This is a genomic window from Hydrogenophaga soli (assembly GCF_054777695.1).
This window is the reverse complement of sequence record NZ_BAAHAK010000003.1, coordinates 148,107-166,780: the sequence shown is the minus strand read 5'-3', so window position 1 is coordinate 166,780 and position 18,674 is coordinate 148,107. Positions and strand designations below refer to the sequence as shown.

The 18,674-nt window shown below is 62.8% G+C and carries 19 protein-coding genes; 8 read left to right on the top strand and 11 right to left on the bottom strand.

The window, feature by feature from the left end:
* Position 1: 1 nt before the first annotated feature.
* On the bottom strand, positions 2–985 hold the full coding sequence (locus ACYVB7_RS06620) for a polyprenyl synthetase family protein (protein WP_460505908.1): 984 nt from the start codon (positions 983–985) through the stop codon (positions 2–4).
* Between the two features lie 159 nt (positions 986–1,144).
* Here ACYVB7_RS06620 and rplU point away from each other — a divergent pair, with 159 nt between their 5' ends.
* From rplU to proB, 4 genes are all read left to right on the top strand, one after another.
* Complete coding sequence (rplU, locus tag ACYVB7_RS06615) at positions 1,145–1,456, top strand: bL21 family ribosomal protein (RefSeq protein WP_460505907.1); 312 nt, start codon at positions 1,145–1,147, stop codon at positions 1,454–1,456.
* A gap of 12 nt (positions 1,457–1,468) precedes the next feature.
* Positions 1,469–1,726 (top strand): bL27 family ribosomal protein, encoded by a 258-nt coding sequence (rpmA, locus tag ACYVB7_RS06610; protein ID WP_460505906.1) that lies wholly within the window; start codon positions 1,469–1,471, stop codon positions 1,724–1,726.
* A gap of 80 nt (positions 1,727–1,806) precedes the next feature.
* Positions 1,807–2,883, top strand: coding sequence for an Obg family GTPase (cgtA, locus tag ACYVB7_RS06605; protein WP_460505905.1), 1,077 nt, complete (start codon positions 1,807–1,809; stop codon positions 2,881–2,883).
* A gap of 46 nt (positions 2,884–2,929) precedes the next feature.
* Positions 2,930–4,087, top strand: a complete 1,158-nt coding sequence (gene proB, locus ACYVB7_RS06600) for a glutamate 5-kinase (RefSeq protein ID WP_460505904.1) — start codon at positions 2,930–2,932, stop codon at positions 4,085–4,087.
* Between the two features lie 3 nt (positions 4,088–4,090).
* Here the strand turns inward: proB and ACYVB7_RS06595 are convergent, their stop codons facing one another.
* A complete protein-coding gene (locus ACYVB7_RS06595) occupies positions 4,091–4,720 on the bottom strand; it encodes an RNA pyrophosphohydrolase (RefSeq protein WP_460506261.1) in 630 nt (209 codons plus the stop codon).
* 162 nt (positions 4,721–4,882) lie between these two features.
* On the opposite strand from ACYVB7_RS06595, the gene ACYVB7_RS06590 reads away from it, so the two are divergent.
* Together ACYVB7_RS06590 and ACYVB7_RS06585 are read left to right on the top strand one after the other, a co-directional pair.
* Complete coding sequence (locus tag ACYVB7_RS06590; protein WP_460505903.1) at positions 4,883–6,628, top strand: proline--tRNA ligase; 1,746 nt, start codon at positions 4,883–4,885, stop codon at positions 6,626–6,628.
* A gap of 8 nt (positions 6,629–6,636) precedes the next feature.
* Positions 6,637–7,266 carry a lytic transglycosylase domain-containing protein gene (locus ACYVB7_RS06585; protein ID WP_460505902.1) on the top strand — a complete coding sequence of 210 codons (630 nt, stop codon included), beginning with the start codon at positions 6,637–6,639 and terminating at the stop codon, positions 7,264–7,266.
* Positions 7,267–7,276: 10 nt separating this feature from the next.
* On the opposite strand, the gene ACYVB7_RS06580 is transcribed toward ACYVB7_RS06585, so the two are convergent.
* The 3 genes from ACYVB7_RS06580 to prmC form a co-directional block, all read right to left on the bottom strand.
* On the bottom strand, positions 7,277–8,281 hold the full coding sequence (locus ACYVB7_RS06580) for a P-loop NTPase family protein (RefSeq protein ID WP_460505901.1): 1,005 nt from the start codon (positions 8,279–8,281) through the stop codon (positions 7,277–7,279).
* A gap of 96 nt (positions 8,282–8,377) precedes the next feature.
* Positions 8,378–8,704, bottom strand: coding sequence for a glutaredoxin family protein (gene grxD, locus ACYVB7_RS06575; protein ID WP_460505900.1), 327 nt, complete (start codon positions 8,702–8,704; stop codon positions 8,378–8,380).
* A gap of 102 nt (positions 8,705–8,806) precedes the next feature.
* A complete protein-coding gene (gene prmC, locus ACYVB7_RS06570; protein WP_460505899.1) occupies positions 8,807–9,667 on the bottom strand; it encodes a peptide chain release factor N(5)-glutamine methyltransferase in 861 nt (286 codons plus the stop codon).
* 243 nt (positions 9,668–9,910) lie between these two features.
* On the opposite strand from prmC, the gene ACYVB7_RS06565 reads away from it, so the two are divergent.
* Complete coding sequence (locus ACYVB7_RS06565) at positions 9,911–12,496, top strand: beta strand repeat-containing protein (RefSeq protein ID WP_460505898.1); 2,586 nt, start codon at positions 9,911–9,913, stop codon at positions 12,494–12,496.
* Between the two features lie 77 nt (positions 12,497–12,573).
* On the opposite strand, the gene prfA is transcribed toward ACYVB7_RS06565, so the two are convergent.
* Both prfA and hemA read right to left on the bottom strand, forming a co-directional pair.
* Positions 12,574–13,668 carry a peptide chain release factor 1 gene (prfA, locus tag ACYVB7_RS06560; RefSeq protein WP_460505896.1) on the bottom strand — a complete coding sequence of 365 codons (1,095 nt, stop codon included), beginning with the start codon at positions 13,666–13,668 and terminating at the stop codon, positions 12,574–12,576.
* A gap of 85 nt (positions 13,669–13,753) precedes the next feature.
* Positions 13,754–15,043 carry a glutamyl-tRNA reductase gene (gene hemA / locus ACYVB7_RS06555; RefSeq protein WP_460505895.1) on the bottom strand — a complete coding sequence of 430 codons (1,290 nt, stop codon included), beginning with the start codon at positions 15,041–15,043 and terminating at the stop codon, positions 13,754–13,756.
* Between the two features lie 60 nt (positions 15,044–15,103).
* Here hemA and ACYVB7_RS06550 point away from each other — a divergent pair, with 60 nt between their 5' ends.
* Positions 15,104–15,385 (top strand): hypothetical protein, encoded by a 282-nt coding sequence (locus ACYVB7_RS06550; RefSeq protein ID WP_460505894.1) that lies wholly within the window; start codon positions 15,104–15,106, stop codon positions 15,383–15,385.
* A 36-nt stretch (positions 15,386–15,421) separates the two neighbouring features.
* Here ACYVB7_RS06550 and ugpQ read toward each other — a convergent pair whose 3' ends face one another.
* The 4 genes from ugpQ to ugpE all read right to left on the bottom strand — a co-directional run bounded on the left by ugpQ (position 15,422) and on the right by ugpE (position 18,649).
* A complete protein-coding gene (gene ugpQ, locus ACYVB7_RS06545; RefSeq protein ID WP_460505893.1) occupies positions 15,422–16,216 on the bottom strand; it encodes a glycerophosphoryl diester phosphodiesterase in 795 nt (264 codons plus the stop codon).
* Positions 16,213–16,704, bottom strand: coding sequence for a GFA family protein (locus ACYVB7_RS06540; RefSeq protein WP_460505892.1), 492 nt, complete (start codon positions 16,702–16,704; stop codon positions 16,213–16,215). Before ACYVB7_RS06540 ends, ugpQ begins: the two co-directional genes overlap by 4 nt.
* The gene (locus tag ACYVB7_RS06535; protein ID WP_460505891.1) at positions 16,701–17,723 is read right to left on the bottom strand and encodes a sn-glycerol-3-phosphate import ATP-binding protein UgpC; all 1,023 of its coding nucleotides are present in this window, start codon (positions 17,721–17,723) and stop codon (positions 16,701–16,703) included. The genes ACYVB7_RS06540 and ACYVB7_RS06535 overlap by 4 nt, the downstream gene beginning before the upstream one ends.
* Positions 17,724–17,794: 71 nt before the next feature.
* Positions 17,795–18,649, bottom strand: coding sequence for an ABC transporter permease (gene ugpE / locus ACYVB7_RS06530; protein ID WP_460505890.1), 855 nt, complete (start codon positions 18,647–18,649; stop codon positions 17,795–17,797).
* Positions 18,650–18,674 lie beyond the last annotated feature (25 nt).

Below are 18,674 nucleotides of genomic sequence, written 5' to 3'. Positions count from 1 at the left end.
GTCAACTGCGTCTGCTTTGCAGCGAAGCCGCCAATTGTATCAAAGCATCGCGGTGCGGGCTGGGAGGGAGTCGATGGGCCGCTTGAACGGCTTGTTCGGCTTCTGCGTCAGCGGCTGTTCGAGCCGCGGCAACCCCACCGGTGATGTGAATCAGGCGCAGCACATCGGGGAGCTTTTCAGGGGAGGCATGCTCAATGGCGTCAACGAGCAGTTGCCGATCGCTTCCGCTTGTTTCCTGAAGTGCATGGATCAAGGGAAGGGTGACCTTCCCCTCGCGAAGGTCGTCACCGAGGTTCTTTCCCATGATGGCGGAGTCGCCGTCGTAATCCAGGATGTCGTCGATCACTTGGAATGCCGTGCCCAAAGCCTGTCCATACTCGGCGCATGCGTTTTCCATGTCTGCTGATGATCCCGCTATGATGGGGGCGAGTCGGGCGCTGGCTTCAAACAGCTTGGCGGTTTTTGACCGAATGACACGCAGGTAGCCGTCGCGGGTGAGGGTGGCGTCATGCATGTTCATCAGTTGAAGCACTTCACCTTCGGCAATCACGTTGGTGGCCTCGGCAACCACCTCCATGATGCGCATGTTTCCCACCTCCACCATCATTTGGAAGGCGCGTGAGTACAGAAAGTCACCGACGAGCACGCTGGCTGCGTTTCCAAACAGTTCATTGGCGGTTGCGCGCCCTCTTCGGAGTTCGGACTCATCCACCACGTCATCGTGCAAAAGGGTGGCGGTGTGGATGAACTCGACGACCGCTGCGAGGGTGTGCTGCTGCGGCCCATGAAAACCGATGGCGCCGCTGGTCAGCAAGGTCAGGGCTGGTCGCAGCCTCTTTCCCCCTGCGGAGATGATGTACTCGCAGACTTGGCCCACCAAAGGAACGCCGGTGCTGAGGCGTGAAGAGATCACTTGATCCACAAGCTTCATGTCATCGGCGATGATTTGAAGCGGGTTGGAAGAGGGGGTGAGGGCTTGGGTCAAGATGGCGTTCCAGTTTGGCTGATTATAAAAACCAATGTGGATCGGGTGGGGAGACGTTGGTGCTTCCTGTATTGATTGCTGGGTATTTCTGTGTTACAGTCGAAAGTTCGGCGGAAATTGGTTCGTCGAAGTCGATTCAACTCGAATCCAGAGGTTCATATGTACGCGGTCATAAAAACCGGTGGCAAACAGTATCGTGTTGCTGCTGGCGAAAAAATCAAAGTAGAACAGATTGCTGCGGATGTGGGCCAGGAGTTGGTGCTCGATCAGGTTCTGGCTGTTGGCAACGGCAGCGAGATCAAGGTGGGTACTCCCCTGGTGTCCGGCGCATCTGTGACGGTGAAAGTGGTGGCCCATGGCCGTCACGACAAAGTGCACATCTTCAAGATGCGCCGTCGTAAGCACTACCAAAAGCGCCAAGGTCACCGGCAGAATTTCACCGAGCTGGAAATCGCCTCGATTTCCGCCTAAGGAGTAAGCAACATGGCACAGAAAAAAGGCGGCGGCTCCACGCGAAACGGCCGTGACTCCAAGCCCAAGATGCTGGGTGTCAAGGCGTTCGGCGGCCAGGTTGTGTCGGCCGGCTCCATCATCGTGCGTCAGCGCGGTACCCGTTTCCACCCCGGCAACAACGTCGGCATCGGCAAGGATCACACCTTGTTTGCCACGGCGGATGGCCAGGTCAGCTTTGACGTGAAGGGCGCATTGAACCGTCACGTTGTGAGCATCATTCCTGCCTGAGCGATCGGTTGATCGTCCAGTCCGAAAGGCCCGCGTCGCGGGCCTTTTTTGCTGGTGGCTCCCATTTTTAGAATACCGCCATGAAATTCGTTGACGAAGCCTACATCGAGGTTGCCGCAGGCGATGGGGGCAACGGCTGCGCGTCGTTCCGCCATGAGAAGTACAAGGAGTTCGGGGGACCGGACGGCGGCGACGGCGGGCGTGGCGGTCACGTGTTGGCGGTGGCGGACGTCAACTTGAACACCCTGGTGGACTACCGCTACTCGCGCCGGTTCGAGGCCAAGCGGGGTGAGCATGGCAAGGGCTCGGACATGTTTGGCGTCAAGGGGGATGACATCCTCCTCAAGATGCCAGTGGGCACCATCGTCACCGATGCAGAAACCGGTGAAGTGCTGCACGAGCTGTTGGTTCCAGGGGAAATCGTGACCATCGCCAAAGGTGGGGATGGCGGGTTCGGCAACCTGCATTACAAAAGCTCCACCAACCGTGCGCCTCGGCAAAAGACCCCGGGTTGGCCTGGCGAGCGTCGCGAACTCAAGCTGGAACTCAAGGTGCTGGCGGATGTGGGTCTGCTGGGCATGCCCAATGCTGGCAAGTCCACGTTGATTGCGGCCATTTCCAACGCGCGGCCCAAAATCGCTGACTACCCCTTCACCACGCTGCACCCCAACCTGGGGGTGGTGCGTGTCGGGCCAGAGAAGAGTTTTGTCGTGGCCGACGTGCCCGGGCTGATTGAAGGCGCTGCCGAAGGGGCTGGGCTGGGCCATCAGTTCCTGCGTCACCTCCAGCGCACCCACCTGCTGCTGCATTTGGTGGATGTGGCCCCGTTTGACGACTCGGTGGACCCTGTGGCCCAGGCCAAGGCCATCGTCGCAGAGCTGAAAAAGTACGACAAGGCGCTGTACGACAAGCCGCGCTGGCTGGTGCTGAACAAGCTGGACATGGTGCCTGCCGAGCGCCGCGAGGAGGTGGTGAAGGACTTTGTCAAGCGCTACCGCCACAAAGGGCCGGTGTTTGAAATTTCGGCACTCACCCGGGAGGGTTGTGAGCGGCTGATCCAGTCCATCTACGAACACGTGGCCGCCACCCAGAAGGCGCAGCAGCCGCCGGAAGACGTGGATCCACGCTTTGACCGTGGTGCACCGGATGCTTCTTAATGTGTAGCTGAAAGTCTTTATAGATAAAGCGGTAGAGGCTGTTTTGATGTCAAATTTTGTGCAAGACCCGGAGCTGATGCGGAACGCCAGCCGCATCGTGGTCAAGGTGGGGTCCAGCCTCGTGACTGACGAAGGCCGTGGTCTGGATGAACAAGCCATTGGCCACTGGTGCGAGCAGCTGGCGGCGTTGGTGCGTCAGGGTCGACAGGTCATCATGGTCAGCAGCGGTGCCGTGGCCGAGGGCATGAAGCGCCTCGGCTGGGCTGCCCGCCCCAAAGAAATTCACGAGCTTCAGGCCGCCGCCGCCGTGGGGCAGATGGGGTTGGTGCAAATGTACGAAACCAAGCTCCGCGCCAGTGGCATCGGCAGTGCGCAGGTGCTGTTGACGCATGCGGACTTGGCCGACCGCGAGCGCTACCTCAATGCGCGCTCCACCCTGCTGACCCTGCTGCAATTGGGTGTCGTGCCCGTCATCAACGAAAACGACACGGTGGTCAACGACGAAATCAAGTTCGGGGACAACGACACCTTGGGGGCACTGGTGGCCAACCTCGTGGAAGCCGACGTGCTGGTCATCCTCACCGACCAGAAGGGGCTTTACACCGCCGACCCGCGCAAGGACCCTTCCGCCCAGTTTGTTCATGCCGCGCGTGCCGGGGACCCTGAGTTGGAGCGCATGGCCGGAGGGGCTGGGAGCGGCATTGGCAAGGGCGGCATGATCACCAAGATTTTGGCGGCCAAACGCGCAGCCGGATCCGGTGCCTCCACGCTGATCGCCTGGGGACGGGAGCCCGATGTCCTGCTCCGCCTCAGCCAAGGCGAAGGCATCGGCACCTGGTTGCTGGCCCAAACGCCCAAGGCCCAGGCCCGAAAGCGCTGGATGGCCGACCACCTCCAGTTGCGGGGTTCGGTGACGGTGGATGCCGGGGCCGTGACCAAGCTCACGGAAGAGGGCAAGAGTCTTCTTCCTGTGGGCATGGTGTCGGTCGACGGGGACTTTGCACGGGGCGACGTGATTGCCGTCCGTTCGCCCGATGGGGTCGAGATCGCACGGGGCTTGGCCAACTACGCCAGTGCCGAGGCGCGACTCATTTGCCGCAAACCATCGACTGAGTTCGAAGCGCTGCTGGGCTATGTGGCCGAACCGGAGATGATCCACCGCGACAACCTCGTGGTGATGGCCCCTCGGCCCGTTCCCGTGTGAACCTCATTCACCGGATGGTGGGTTGGGGTCAAAGCTGCCGCCAGGTGGCAACTCCAGGCGGACGGGTGAGCTGGTCATTGCTTCCAAGTCGGCATGAGGGCCGCTGCCTCCCCCGTCTTTGGGGCGGACGTTTCCACGCAGGTAGCGATTGCGGTGGTCCTGACGTGGCAAAAACCGGGCGAGCTCGGTCAGCGCCATCTGGTACACACCGCGTTTGAACTCCACCACCATGTCCAGAGGCACCCAATACTCGTTCCAGCGCCAAGCGTCGAATTCAGGATGGTTGGTGGCGCGCAGGTTCAAGTCCCAATCGTTGCCGATCAGGCGCAGCAGGAACCAAATCTGTTTTTGGCCCCGGTAATGGCCGCGGGCATCGCGGCGGATGTAGCGGTCCGGCACTTCATAGCGCAACCAGTCGCGCGTGCGCGCGACAATGCTCACATGCTGGGGGTGCAGCCCCACTTCCTCGTGCAGCTCGCGGAACATGGCTTGCTCGGGGGTTTCACCCCGGTCGATGCCACCTTGCGGAAACTGCCAGGAGTGGGTGCGGATGCGCTTGCCCCAGAACACCTGATTCCTCTGGTTGAGCAGAATGATGCCGACGTTCGGCCTGAAGCCGTCCCTGTCAAGCATAATCAACCCCAATTTTTGAACTGAAACCATTATGCATCCGCGGGTTCCTGCTGCGAAGGTTTTCGCGGCATTTGCAGTGCGGTTGATGGCAGTTCCCTCTGTTTATCCTCGTTTTCCCTGACCCGTCATCGAATCCGGTGCTTTGCCGGATCTTGCCTGCCCATGAAAGCTTCCCAATTTTTCATCTCCACCCTGAAAGAAGCACCGGCCGATGCTGAAGTGGTGAGCCACAAGCTCATGACCCGCGCCGGCATGATCAAGAAGCTGGGTGCTGGCATCTACACCTACATGCCCATGGGGCTGCGCGTCATCCAGAAAGTGGAAAAGATCGTGCGTGAGGAAATGAACCGCGCTGGGGCTGTGGAGTTGACCATGCCGGTTATTCAGCCTTCGGAGCTTTGGCAGGAAACCGGGCGCTTCGACAAGATGGGGCCCGAGCTGCTGCGCATCCAGGACCGGCACGGACGAGATTTTGTGGTGCAGCCCACCAGCGAAGAGGTGGTGACCGATGTGGCGCGCCAGGAGCTGAAGAGCTACAAGCAGCTGCCCAAGAATTTCTACCAGATCCAGACCAAGTTCCGGGATGAGCGCCGCCCTCGCTTTGGCTTGATGCGCGGGCGCGAGTTCATCATGAAGGACGCCTACAGCTTCGACAAGGACCAGGCCGGTGCCAAGGCCAGTTATCAGGTCATGGCGCAGGCTTACCGCCGCATCTTCGATCGGTTCGGCCTGACCTACCGTGCCGTGGCCGCCGACAGCGGCGCCATTGGTGGCGACCTGAGTGAAGAATTCCAGGTGATTGCCGCCACGGGCGAAGACGCCATCGTCTACTGCCCCAGCAGCGAATACGCCGCCAACATCGAAAAGGCCGAGGCCCTGCCGCCGGCCGGTCCGCGCGGTGCAGCCACCGAGTCCATGGCCGTGATTCCCACGCCCGGCAACAGCACCTGTGCCGCCGTGGCCGAGCAGTTGGGGTTGCCGCTGCAGCGCACGGTCAAATCGCTGGTGTTGGCCACCGAAACCTTGAACGATGCCGGTGAAATCACCGCGGTCAAGGTGTGGCTGCTGCTGCTGCGTGGCGATCACGACATGAACGAAGTCAAGGTGGGCAAGCTGGCGCCGTTTGCGGCAGGCTACCGCTTTGCGTCTGTGGCCGAAATCGAAGACCACTTCGGCTGCAAGCCGGGCTACCTGGGGCCGCTGAACCTGAAGAAGCCCGTGGGGCTGGTGGTGGACCGCGAAGTGGCCGTCATGGCCGACTGGATCTGCGGTGCCAACCAGGAGGACCACCACATCCGTGGCGTCAACTGGGGCCGTGACCTGCCTGAACCCGAGGTGGTGGCCGACCTGCGCAATGTCGTGGCGGGTGACCTGTCGCCCGACGGCAAGGGTGTGCTGGCCATTGAGCGCGGCATCGAGGTGGGCCATGTGTTCTACCTGGGCACCAAATACAGCAAGGCCATGAATGCCACCTTCCTGGGCGAAGACGGTAAGCCGGCGCTGTTTGAAATGGGTTGCTACGGCATTGGCGTGACGCGCCTGCCTGCTGCGGCCATCGAGCAGAACCACGACGAGCGCGGCATCATCTGGCCCGACGCCATTGCGCCGTTCACCGTGGTGATCTGTCCCATCGGTGCCGACCGCAGCGCCGAAGTGAAGGCCGCCGCCGAGAAGCTGCACGACGAGCTGGCCGCATTGGGCGTGGACGTGATGCTGGACGACCGCAACGAGCGTCCCGGTGCCATGTTTGCCGACTGGGAGCTGATCGGCGTGCCCCACCGCGTGACCATTGGTGACCGTGGCCTGAAAGAGGGGCAGGTGGAGTACCAGCACCGCCGTGATGCGGCCGCCACCAAACTCGCCCTGAACGATGTGTTGCCCCTGCTGAAGGAACGTTTGGGCCTGTGAACAGTCCCATGCCCATGGGAATTTCAAGAAGAAATGGCCTTCTCCGCTTGGTTGGTGCGGGAAGTTTGCTCTGTTTACCGAAGTGGTTGTGGGCGGGTGCCCAGGTGGAGGAGCCGTTGGCTGACTCGGTGCGCACTGCGCTGAGTTCGGCCATTGCCAACCATGCCCCTCCGGTCCCCGAGTTCGCCAGCATCGAGGCGCGCATTGCCTACCTGCGCTGGTTGACCCAAGCGAACGACCGACTCAAGCGTTACAAGGACGACCTGAACACCCGCACCGAGTTCTTGCAGACCATCTGGTACGAGGCTCGTCGTGCGGGGCTGGATGTCAATTTGGTGTTGGGTTTGGTGCAAGTGGAAAGCGCGTTTCGCAAGTACGCGGTGTCCATTGCCGGGGCGCGAGGTTACATGCAGATCATGCCGTTCTGGGTCCGTGTGATCGGTGACGGCGACGTGTCCAAGCTGTTCCACATGCAGACCAACCTGCGTTTTGGCTGCGTGATCCTGCGCCACTACCTGGACCGTGAAAACGGCAACCTGTTCATGGCGCTGGGGCGCTACAACGGCAGCCGGGGGCGCGCCGAATACCCCGATGCCGTGCTGGCCGCCGCGCAGCGCTGGGGCTACACCGGCGGCTGATCCATTTTGGTCACTGAACAAAGCCCATGCGGGCTTTGGCGGGGCCGCCACGGGGCAAGTCGTCGGTCGTGAGGTGGTCCCGGCCATCCAGCCGCGCATTGCCGAACCCCGTCATCAAGGCTCGGCGCATTTCTCTCGGCGGCAGCGGGGCCAGGAGGTCCAGCACATCGTGGGACAGTTCGTCCACGAACCAGCGACCCCAATCGTGTTCGTTGCGGATGCTGCGGTACAGCTGCGCGGCGATGCGACGGGCCGCGTCGGCATCCGGCGGCTCGATCTGGAACACGTTCATCCGGTTCAGGATGGGTTTGGGGATGTGGCGCTCGTCGTTGGCGGTGGTGATCCAGATCACCTGACTGGCGTCCACGGCCACTTCGGCAAACTCGTCCACAAACGACTGGGCTGTGTCGTGCTCCAGCAGGCTGTACAGCGCCCCCAAGGGGTCGTACTGCGCTTCGGAGGCGGCCTTGTCGATTTCATCCACCACGATCACCGGGTTGGCATACTCGCCGTCCACCAGGGCCTGGAACACCTTGCCTGGCTTGGCCCCTTTCCACTGGGAGGAAGAGCCCGACAGCAGCCAGCCTGCGGTCATGGCGCTCATGGGCACCAGGCTGGTCTGGGTGCCCAGCATCTCCGCCAGCAGGCGTGCAAAGTGGGTTTTGCCCACGCCGGGAGGGCCCAGCAGCAGCATGGGGGTGAGCTCCAGGCTGTCGGCACTGGCATGGCTCAGCGCCACATGGCGTTTGACGTCGTCCAGCGGCTCCGTGAAGTTGGGCAGTTGTTCGTACAGCGAGGCCATGTCGGGCACGCCCGACGGTTTGACCGCAAACCGATCCGGGCCGCGCTCGAGCATGCGCTGGTAGGTCTGGCACAGGGCACTGTGCTCTTTGTCGCCACCCTGGGCTTGCAGGGTTTGCAACTTGCGCTCCACTTCAGCAGGCTGGAACACTGCCCGCATGCGGGCAATGGGCAGGCCGAGACCGGTGGAAGGAATCAGGCTGTGGGTGGACATGAACGCCTCCTGCAAGAGATGAACATGCGTTCATTCAAGCACAAGGCGTGCCGGTGTTCACCGGAAAAAACCCCGCAAAGGCGGGGTTTTTGAAGTTCAGGCCGCAGGGTTGGCCAGCGTCTGCTGCAGTTCGCCAGACTCGTACATCTCCATCATGATGTCCGAGCCGCCGATGAATTCGCCGCGGATGTAAAGCTGTGGAATGGTGGGCCAGTTGCTGTATTCCTTGATGCCCTGGCGGATGGCGTCGTCTTCCAGAACGTTCACGGTCTTGAGGGACTTGGGGTCCACGCCGCAGGCTTTCAGGATCTGCACGGCGCGGCCGGAGAAGCCGCACATGGGAAAGCTGGCGCTGCCTTTCATGAACAGCACCACGTCGTTGTGCTTGACCAGGTCGTCGATGCGTTGTTGCGTGTCGCTCACGGTGTTCTCCAGGGGGGACGCCCCACAACGGGGCATGCAGGCCCCGGGTTGGTCACGATGGTGATGCCCTGTTCTCAGGGTTTCCACCAAAAACGGGAATTATCAGGGTTTGGCGGCTCGGGGCCACTGTCCGCCGGTGCAACGCAGATGGCCTGCAAGGTCTTTTCTCGATTGGACGGATTCGAACCCGCGTTGCGTCAACAGCTGTGCCACCGCATCGGCCTGGTCAAAGCCGTGTTCAAACAGCAGCCAGCCACCGGGTTTCAGCACCTGCGGTGCGTGGGTCACGATGTGGCGGATGTCGTCCAGACCGTCTGTGCCGCTGACCAGTGCCTGTCGAGGCTCGTGCACCAGGGCGGGCAGGTGCGGGTCATCTTCTCGGATATACGGCGGGTTGGACACCAGCACGTCCACCTGGATGGAATGGTCCACCAGGGGCTGCAACCAGCTGCCCAGAAAGAAGGTCACCGGCAGTTGCAGGCGCTGTGCGTTGTGGGAGGCCACGGCCAGGGCATCGGCACTGGCATCCACCGCCCACACGGACACATCGGGCCGCTGTCCGGCCACAGCCAGCGCAATGGCTCCGCTGCCGGTGCCCAGGTCGGCCAGGCTAAGGGGGTGGGGTGCGGACGCGGGCGCAGGCAAAACCTCCAGTGCCCAGTCCACCAAACATTCGGTGTCGGGGCGGGGGTCCAGAACACTGGTGTTGATGCTCAGATCCAGTCCATAGAACTCTTTGTGTCCGGTGATGTATGCCACCGGTTCACCATTCAATCTTCGTTGGCAAAAAACTGTGAATTGGTGGGCGGCTTCAGTGGAAAGGGATTGGCAAGCCGCCAAGCGTAGCCAAGCTCGGTTGTTCAGGTCCTGGGTACATGACTGCAACATCAGGATGTCGGCCTCTAATGGGGTCAGACCGACATGCTGAGCCTGCCTCAAATGATGTGCAATGGTTTCGGGCATGGGGCCGTCCTTGTCGATGGGGTGTCAACGCAAGATTTCATGAGCGGGGTGCCTGTGCAAAACGGCGAAACAGTGTTGTCTGCGCAGAACAAAGGTGCCCCCCGAGCGTTGTTCCTGTAATGGGCGATCTGGGTTTACTTCATGAGTCCGCTATGATGCCCCGCAAGTGTGCGTGCCCGCCGGGGACGCTGTGATGAATGGGGCGAAACGATGATGCGCTGGTTCAAACTTTGGATGATTTGGATGGTTGCCAGTCTGATGGCGGCCTGTGGTGGTGGTGGTGGGAGCCCGGGGACAACCACGGCAAACACGGCCTTGACTTTGAGTGCAACTGACATCTCCTTGCCAGTCGGGGAACAAGCCCAAGTGCGGGTGACTGGGGGTGCCGCGCCTTACACCGTGGTTTCAACTTTTCCCCAAGCCCTCAGTGTCGCATGGCGCGGCTCCGATGTGGTGGTGCTGACCGCACTGCAAGTCGCGGAGATGGATGTGGCGGTTACCGACTCGGCAAACAACACCGTCAAGGTGAAGGTGAAAGTCACCTCGGGCAGCAGTACCACAGCGCTATTTACGACCGCTCCGGCTACGCTGTCCATGCAAGTTGGTTCGCCTCGAACATTCACAATGTCTGGAGGAGTGGCCCCGTATACGGCAACCTCCAGCAACACTGGTGTGGTGAGTACATCTGTGACGGGGTCTTCTGTGACCTTTACCCCAGTGGCAGCGGGCACGGCAACCGTCAGTCTGATGGATTCGGTGGGCACCGCGGTGTCTGTTGCAGTCACGGTTGGCGGCGGTGGCTCATCGGGTTCGCAGGCGTTCTATTCCGATGCACCGTCCAGTGTGTCCATGCAAGGGGGAACGCCCCGTTCTTTCACCATGGGGGGGGGGACGGCACCTTACGCGGCCAGTTCCAGTGATACGTCCGTGGTCACAACATCCGTATCGGGATCGGCGCTGACTTTGACACCTGTGGCCAAAGGAACGGCGACGATTAAGCTGATGGACTCTGCTGGAGCCACTTTGTCTCTGGCCGTGACGGTCACTTCTACCAGTGGTACTGGGAGTACCAATGTGGCCACTTTGGAACTGACCACTACGGCGGCATCCATCAATTCCAGCGGTGGCACTGCGACGATCACTGCGGTAGCAAAAGATGCCAACAACGTCGCCATGGTTGGAGAAACGGTGATTTTGAGTGCGTCGTCGGGCTTGTTGGCTGTGTCATCCACCACCACGTCGTCCTCCGGGACGGTTTCGGGTACCTTGAGCGCCGGTAGCAACAAAGCTCAGCGGACCATCACCGTCACGGCCAAGGCGGGCACCGTGACGCAAACCTTGACTGTGGCGGTTCAAGGTACAACGCTGACGTTGAGCGGGAGCACTTCTCTGGTGTCTGGTTCAGGGGCCTCCACGTACACAGTGTATGCCAAGGACTCGGCTGGGACCGCGATCGGGGGGGCTGCGTTGACGGTGTCATCCACACTGGGTAACACGGTTTCTTCGACGGCGTTGACCACCGATTCCAGTGGGAGTGCGACCTTCACCTATACACCAGTCACCGCCGGCAGCGAGACGCTGAAAGTCACGGGCTTGGGGGCCACGTCGTCCTTGGCGGTGACGGTGTCTGCGGTCAATTTCTCGATCACAGCACCGACGGCCAACAGTGCCATCAACGTAGGAGCCAGCACCGCTGTGACTGTGACATACCTCAGTGCAGGTGTTGGGGTTCCCGGCAAAACGGTGACGTTCTCGACCACTCGAGGCACTATGTCGGCTGGTACTGCCATTACCGACGCCAGCGGCGTGGCCACGGTCAACATCAGTTCAACTACGGCGGGGTCTGCCACGATCACGGCGCAGGTGCTGTCTGACTCGGTTTCCGCGACATTGCCGGTGACTTTCCAGGCCACCACAGCTGCTGCGTTGAACCTGCAGATCAACCCCAGTACCGTGGCACCCAACAGTTCCGGTAGCACCACCAACCAAGCCGCGGTGCAGGCCGTGGCACGGGATGCCACTGGCAATTTGGTATCGGGTCAGCAAGTTAATTTCACCCTGACGGATACCAGTGGCGGGACTTTGTCTGCCGGTACTGCCACCACGGATAGCAACGGCTTGGCGCAAGTGAACTACATTTCTGGTGCCGGTACGTCGGCCAACAACGGTGTGAGCATCACCGCAGCCATGGCATCCAACGCCGCAGTCAATGCCACTGCCACGTTGACCGTGAGTGGCAAGGCGTTGTTCATCAAAATTGGCTTTGGCAACACCGTTCAGGTGTACAACGCCTCGACTTACAGCATGCCATTTTCGGTCTATGTGACAGATGCCAGCGGAGCTGCAGTGGCTAACCAAACGGTCACCTTGTCCCAAACGGCCATGCCCCAGGGGGACGGCAGCGCTTATTACAAGGGTTCACTGTCTTGGAGTGCCGTCAGTTCGGTGTGGGTCCAAAGCATCACCGCAAGCTGTTTGAACGAAGACCTCAACTTGAATGGGGTGCTGGATTCGGGTGAGGACACCGCGGTAGGCATTGCGAACAACGACGGCAAGCTGACCCCTGGTGGGGTGGCCAGTCTGGCTCCCAGCTCCGTGACCACGGACTCCAACGGCATCGCAACTTTCAACCTGTTGTATGGCAAGAACTTGGCATGGTGGGCCAAGGTCAAAATCACAGCGCGGGCCACCGTGGCGGGCACGGAGTCGGTACAAACCTTGCCGTTCTTGTTGCCGGTGTTGACTGCTGACGTTACCTCTCAGTCGACGACCCCCCCCAACTTGGTCAGCCCGTTTGGTACATCTGCTGTCTGTACCAATGCGCTCTGATTGTTGATAGAGAAAAAGCCCACTTCGGTGGGCTTTTTTGTGGGGTGTGCGGTGAGTGGAAAAAGGAGTTGTTGTCTTTACACCGCCGCCTGCTTCTCCAGAGTTGCCAGCTGCTCGGCACCACGAGCCACTTGCAAGCCATGGACCACGTCTTCCAAGTCGCCGTCCATCACCTGTTGCAGTTTGTACAGCGTCAGGTTGATGCGGTGGTCGGTCAGGCGGCTTTGGGGGAAGTTGTAGGTGCGGATCTTGTCCGAGCGGTCGCCGCTGCCCACCAGGTCTTTGCGCAAGGCGGCGTCCTTCGCGGCGCGTTCGCTGCGGTCCTTTTCTTGCAGGCGGGCTTGCAGCACCTGCAGGGCCCTCGCCTTGTTGCTGTGCTGGCTGCGCCCGTCCTGGCACTCGGCGGTGAGGCCGGTGGGCAGGTGGGTGACGCGCACGGCCGAGTCGGTCTTGTTGATGTGCTGCCCGCCCGCACCACTGGCGCGGAAGGTGTCGATGCGCAGTTCGGCTGGGTTGAGGGCAATCGCCTGGGCCTCGTCGGGCTCGGGCATCACGGCCACGGTGCAGGCACTGGTGTGGATGCGGCCCTGGGTTTCAGTGGCCGGAACCCGCTGCACGCGGTGCCCGCCCGATTCAAACCGCAGCTTGCCATAGACGCCATGGCCTGAGAGGCGAAACACCACCTCCTTGTAGCCCCCCAACTCGGACGGAGACTCGCTCACCAGCTCCACCTGCCAGCCTTGGGTGGCGGCATAACGGGTGTACATGCGGGCCAGGTCACCGGCAAACAGCGCGGATTCGTCCCCGCCCGTCCCGGCGCGGATTTCGAGGAAGGCCGGGCGTTCGTCGTCCGGGTCCTTGGGCAACAGCAGCAGTTGCAACTGCTGGTCCAGCGCGTCCAGGTCGGCCTGCGCCTGGGCTTGTTCTTCTGTGCCCATGGCCGCCAGTTCGGGGTCGGGGTCGTGGGCCAGTTCGAGGGCAGCGGCCAGGTCGGCTTCCCGCTGGCGGTAGCGGTCGTAGGCGTCGGCCACGGTCTGGGCGTCGGCGTGTTCACGGGTGAGGCGTTTGAAGCGCTCCAGGTCAGACACCACGTCGTGTGCGCTCAGCAGCGCATCCAGTTCGTGCAGGCGCAGCCGATGGCGTTCAAGGGTGTGGCGGATGAAGGGTTTCATGGGCGGGCAACAAAGGCTTGCAGTACCGGCCCAGGCCTGCTGCGTGCACGCAGGGACCGAGCCGGACGGGCACGGGCCGAAGGGGCTAGCGGCGGTTGTCGCGCCCGTCGGAGCGCAGGAACAGCCGCGACAGGGTGTGGGCGGTGGCGGCGCGGGCGTCGGCGTCACCCGCGTGCAGCTCGGCCAGCGGGCCGTGCATCATTTTCTGGGTGAGGCCGCGGGCCAGGGCTTCCAGCACAGCGTCCACGGGTTCACCCTTGGCCAGCAGTTTGCGGGCACGGGCCAGTTCGGCCTCGCGCCAGGCATCGGTCTGGGCGTTGAGCTGCTGGATGAGTGGGACCACACCGCCACGGCGTGGGTCGCGCTGGTCCATCCAGTGCATGAAGCTTTTCACCCCAGCGTCGATGATGGCCTCGGCCTGGGCCACCGCGGCCTGGCGGTTTTCCTTGCCGGTCTGCACCACGCTGGCGAGGTCGTCCACGGTGTACAGGTAGACGTCGTCCAGGGCCTTGACCTCGGGCTCGATGTCGCGCGGCACGGCCAGATCGACCATGAACATGGGGCGGTGACGGCGCTTTTTCAGCGCCCGTTCCACCGCGCCCAGCCCGATGATGGGCAGGGTGCTGGCGGTGCAGCTGACCACGGCATCGAATTCAGGCAACCGGTCCGGAATGTCTGACAGGCGCAGCACTTCGGCGCCGAAACGGGCGGCCAGTGCCTCGCCGCGCTCCAGCGTGCGGTTGGCAATGGCCATGCTTTTGGGGTTTTTGGCCGCGAAGTGGGTCGCGGCCAGCTCGATCATTTCGCCCGCGCCGACGAACAGCACGCGGATGTCCTTCAGGTCTTCGAACAATTGGCCTGCCAGCCGCACGGCCGCCGCCGTCATGCTGATGGAGTGCGCCCCGATCTCGGTGGAGGTGCGCACCTGCTTGGCCACCGCAAACGAGCGCTGGAACAGCTGGTGCAACGTGGTGCCCAGGGCCCCGGCCTGTTCGGCGGCGCGCACCGCGTCTTTCAGCTGACCCAGGATCTGGGCTTCGCCCAGCACCATGCTGTCCAGCCCGCTGGCCACACGGAAGGCATGGCGGGCCACCTGGTCCCCTTGCAGGGTGTAGCTGTGTTCCAGCAGGGTTTGCGGGCTGACGCCACCGGTCTGGGCCAGCCAGTGCAGCGTGGGCTCGATGCTGTCGTGCTCGCTGGCGCAGTACACCTCGGTGCGGTTGCAGGTGGACAGCAGCGTGGCCTCGGGCTGGCGGGCCACGGTCTGGCGCAAACCGCTCAGGACTTCGGGCACCCGGTCGATGGCAAACGCAAAACGGCCTCGCAAGTCCAGCGGTGCGGTGTGGTGGTTGATGCCAAGTGCCCAGACGGCCATGGATGAGGATTTGGTAGGGGGTGGGCGGTTGAGCGAGTGCGAATTATAAAATTTCGGAGCATGACCTCGACACTGGCCCTCACCCACCTGCTGAATTTCCTGGCACCCGCCTGTGGCGTGGGGCTGTTGATGGGCGTGGCCGAGGTGCTGGCACACCGGCGGCAGGGCGGCGGGCCAAGCTGGATGCGGCAGTTGGCCGCGGCCTGGGCGCAGCACACCGCCGTGGGGGGCGCGGTGCTGATGCTGGGGCTGGCCTTGCTGGAGCGTGACGGCAAGATGCTGACCTACACCGCTCTGGTGCTGAGCCTGGGCCTGCTGGCAGCCTGGCGCACCCGGCGTTGAGTGCACCCGGCGCGGGGGTGCGTGTTCTCGCGTCGCTCAGCCCACAGGGCTGAACAGGTCCACCCGGTCGGTGATGATGCCGTCGGTGCCCAGGTCCCACAGCCGCTGCGCGGCCCATTCGTCGTTGACGGTGTAGCTCAGGCAGCGCATGCCTGCGGCGTGAACCTGCGCCACCGTGTCGGCTGACCACAGCGCGTGGTTGCAGACCACGGCCACGCAGCCCAGTGCCTGGGCGCGGTCCAGCCAACCGCTCCACAGCGTGTCCAGCAGCAGGCCGCGGGGCAGCTCGGGGGCCGTGGCTTGTGCGGCGGCCAGGCTGTCAGGTTGGAACGACGTGAGCAAGGGGGGGCATGGCGGACGTTGGGCGTCCAGCCGATGCGGAGCGCTTTCGGCCTGAGTGGCCCACAGCGTTTGCAGGGTGCGGGCCACCACACGGCCCGTGTCGGCTTCCTGCCCCGGGGTGGGTTTGATTTCCACGTTCAAGGCAAAGCCGTTGGCCAGGCAGTAGCGTGCCAACGCCTCCAGCGTGGGCAGGGGCTCGCCCGCAAAGGCGCGGGAATGCCATTGCCCGGCGTCCAGTTGGCTCAGTGTGGCCCAGGGCCGGGTGCCCGCCACGCCGTGCCCGTTGGTGGTGCGTTCCAGCGTGGCGTCATGCAGCAGGAAGGGCACGCCATCGGCGCTGAGCTTGGCGTCACATTCAAACATGCGGTAGCCATGCGATGCGCCCAGCCGGAAGGCAGCCAGGGTGTTCTCGGGGGCCAGCTTGCCCGCGCCGCGGTGGGCGATCCAGCGGGGGTAGGGCCAGGGGCTTGAGGGCAGGGGGGCGGTCATGCGTCAGGGGCGGTTCGAGATTCTTGCCAGCGTTGGATCAGCGCCTCGAACGAGGGCGGGTTCTGCGCGTAGCACAGGCTGCCTTCGGGCAATTGGACCCAGGCTTGTTTGCTTTGGGTCCACAGGTGGCCCACCGGCGACAAGCCGCGGGTGTCGTCGAGGGTGCCGGGCTTGATGCTGAGGAAGCGGTGTTGCCCCAAGGCTTGGTGAAACAGCCGTGTGCCGCATTGCGGGCAGAAACGCCCGGCCAGCCGTTGGCCTGATGGGGTGGTTCGCACCCACTCGGCCAGTTCACCCTGGTGCAACTGCACCACGGGATTTTCGATCCACAGCGCCATGCCAAACGCACTGGACGACTGGCGCTGGCACTCGGTGCAGTGGCAGGCAAACAGCGTGGCCGACTGGCCGGTGACTTCGTAGACCACCTGCCCGCATTGGCATTGCCCGGTGAAGCGTTCGGGCTTGCAGGGTGTGTCTGCGGGGCTCATGCCGACTCGGTGTCGATGCGCCGCCCGCTGTCCGCATCAAAGTGGTGGACGCGGTTGGGGCGTGGGGTCACGTGCACCGTGCTGCCCAGGGCGGGGGCGGGCTGGGCCTCGTCCATGCGGATGATGAGCGCCTCGCCATTCAGGCGGGCGTACACCAGCCGTTCGGCCCCCAGCAGTTCCACCGTTTCCACCGTGACCGCCCAGCCTTGGTCCGGTGTCAGGTCCAGGTGCTCGGGGCGGATGCCCAGCAGGTGGCCGGGGCGGGTGCCGGGGGCGTTTTTGAGCAGGTTCATGGGCGGCGAGCCGATGAAGCTGGCTACAAAGGTGGTGGCGGGGCGGGCGTACACCTCCTCGGGCGTGCCGAACTGCTCCATGTGGCCGCCGTTCATCACGATCATGCGGTGCGCCAGGGTCATGGCCTCGACCTGGTCGTGGGTGACAAACAGGCTGGTGATGCGCAGCTCGCGGTGCAGCTTTTCAATTTCCAGCCGGGTCTGGGCGCGCAGCTTGGCGTCCAGGTTGGACAGCGGTTCGTCAAACAGGAACACCTGCGGCTCGCGCACGATGGCCCGGCCCATGGCCACGCGCTGGCGCTGGCCGCCCGACAGTTCGCGTGGCTTGCGTTCCAGCAGGTGGCCCAGCTCCAGGATGGCGGCGGCCTTGTCCACGCGGCGCTTGATCTCCTCCACCGGGGTCTTGCGGATCTTCAGACCGTAGGCCATGTTGTCGAACACGCTCATGTGGGGGTAGAGCGCGTAGTTCTGGAACACCATGGCGATGTCGCGCTCGGCCGGCTCCAGCGTGTTGACCACCCGGGGGCCGATGGCAATGTCGCCACTGGTGATGTCCTCCAGGCCCGCCACCATGCGCATCAGCGTGGACTTGCCGCAGCCCGACGGGCCGACGATGACGATGAACTCGCCATCCGCCACCTCGGCGTTCAGGCCGTGGATCACCGGCACGGCCTTGGGGCCGTGGCCATAGCGTTTGACGACATTGCGAAAAGAGATGGATGCCATGATTTTGATAGCTGCTTACGCTTATATGTAAAGCGGTAGAGGCAAATTTTGTTGTTGATTTTTGGGTGGAATCACTTCTCGGTGTCCACCAGGCCTTTGACAAACCATTTCTGCATCAGCATCACCACCACCGCGGGGGGCACCATGGCGATGATGGCCGTGGCCATGACCACGTTCCATTCGGTGTACACCTCGCCGAAGATGGCCCGCTTGATGCCCAGCACCACCGGGTACATGGTTTCGTCGGTGGTGACCAGCAGCGGCCACAGGTACTGGTTCCAGCCGTAGATGAACTGGATGACGAACAGCGCCGCCATGCTGGTCTTGGACAGCGGCAGCAGCACGTCCCAGAAAAAGCGCATGGGCCCGGCCCCGTCGATGCGGGCGGCCTCGGCCAGCTCGTCGGGCACGGTCAGGAAAAACTGGCGGAACAGGAAGGTGGCCGTGGCCGAGGCGATCAGCGGCACCGTCAGGCCCGCATAGGTGTTGAGCATTTTCAGGTTGGACACCACCTCGTAGGTGGGGCCAATGCGCACCTCCACCGGCAGCATCAGCGTGACGAAGATCATCCAGAACACCAGGCTGCGCAGCGGGAAGCGGAAGTACACGATGGCAAACGCTGACAGCAGCGAAATGGCGATCTTGCCCACCGCGATGGTCATGGCGCTGACAAAGCTGACCCACAGCATGGGCAGCACGGGGGCAATGGTGCTGCCCCCGCTGGTCTTGCCACCCAACAGCGCCAGGCGGTAGCTTTCCCACACGTTGCTGCCGGGCCAGAGCGACAGCGGGTGGCTGCTGGAAATCTGCTCGGCCGTCTGGGTGGAGCCGATCAGCGTGACCAGCACCGGAAACGCCACCACCAACACCCCCACGATGAGGATGCAGTGGGCCAGCAGGGTGAGCCAGGGGCGTCGTTCGATCATGGCAGCGGCCTTTCGCTGGGCCGTC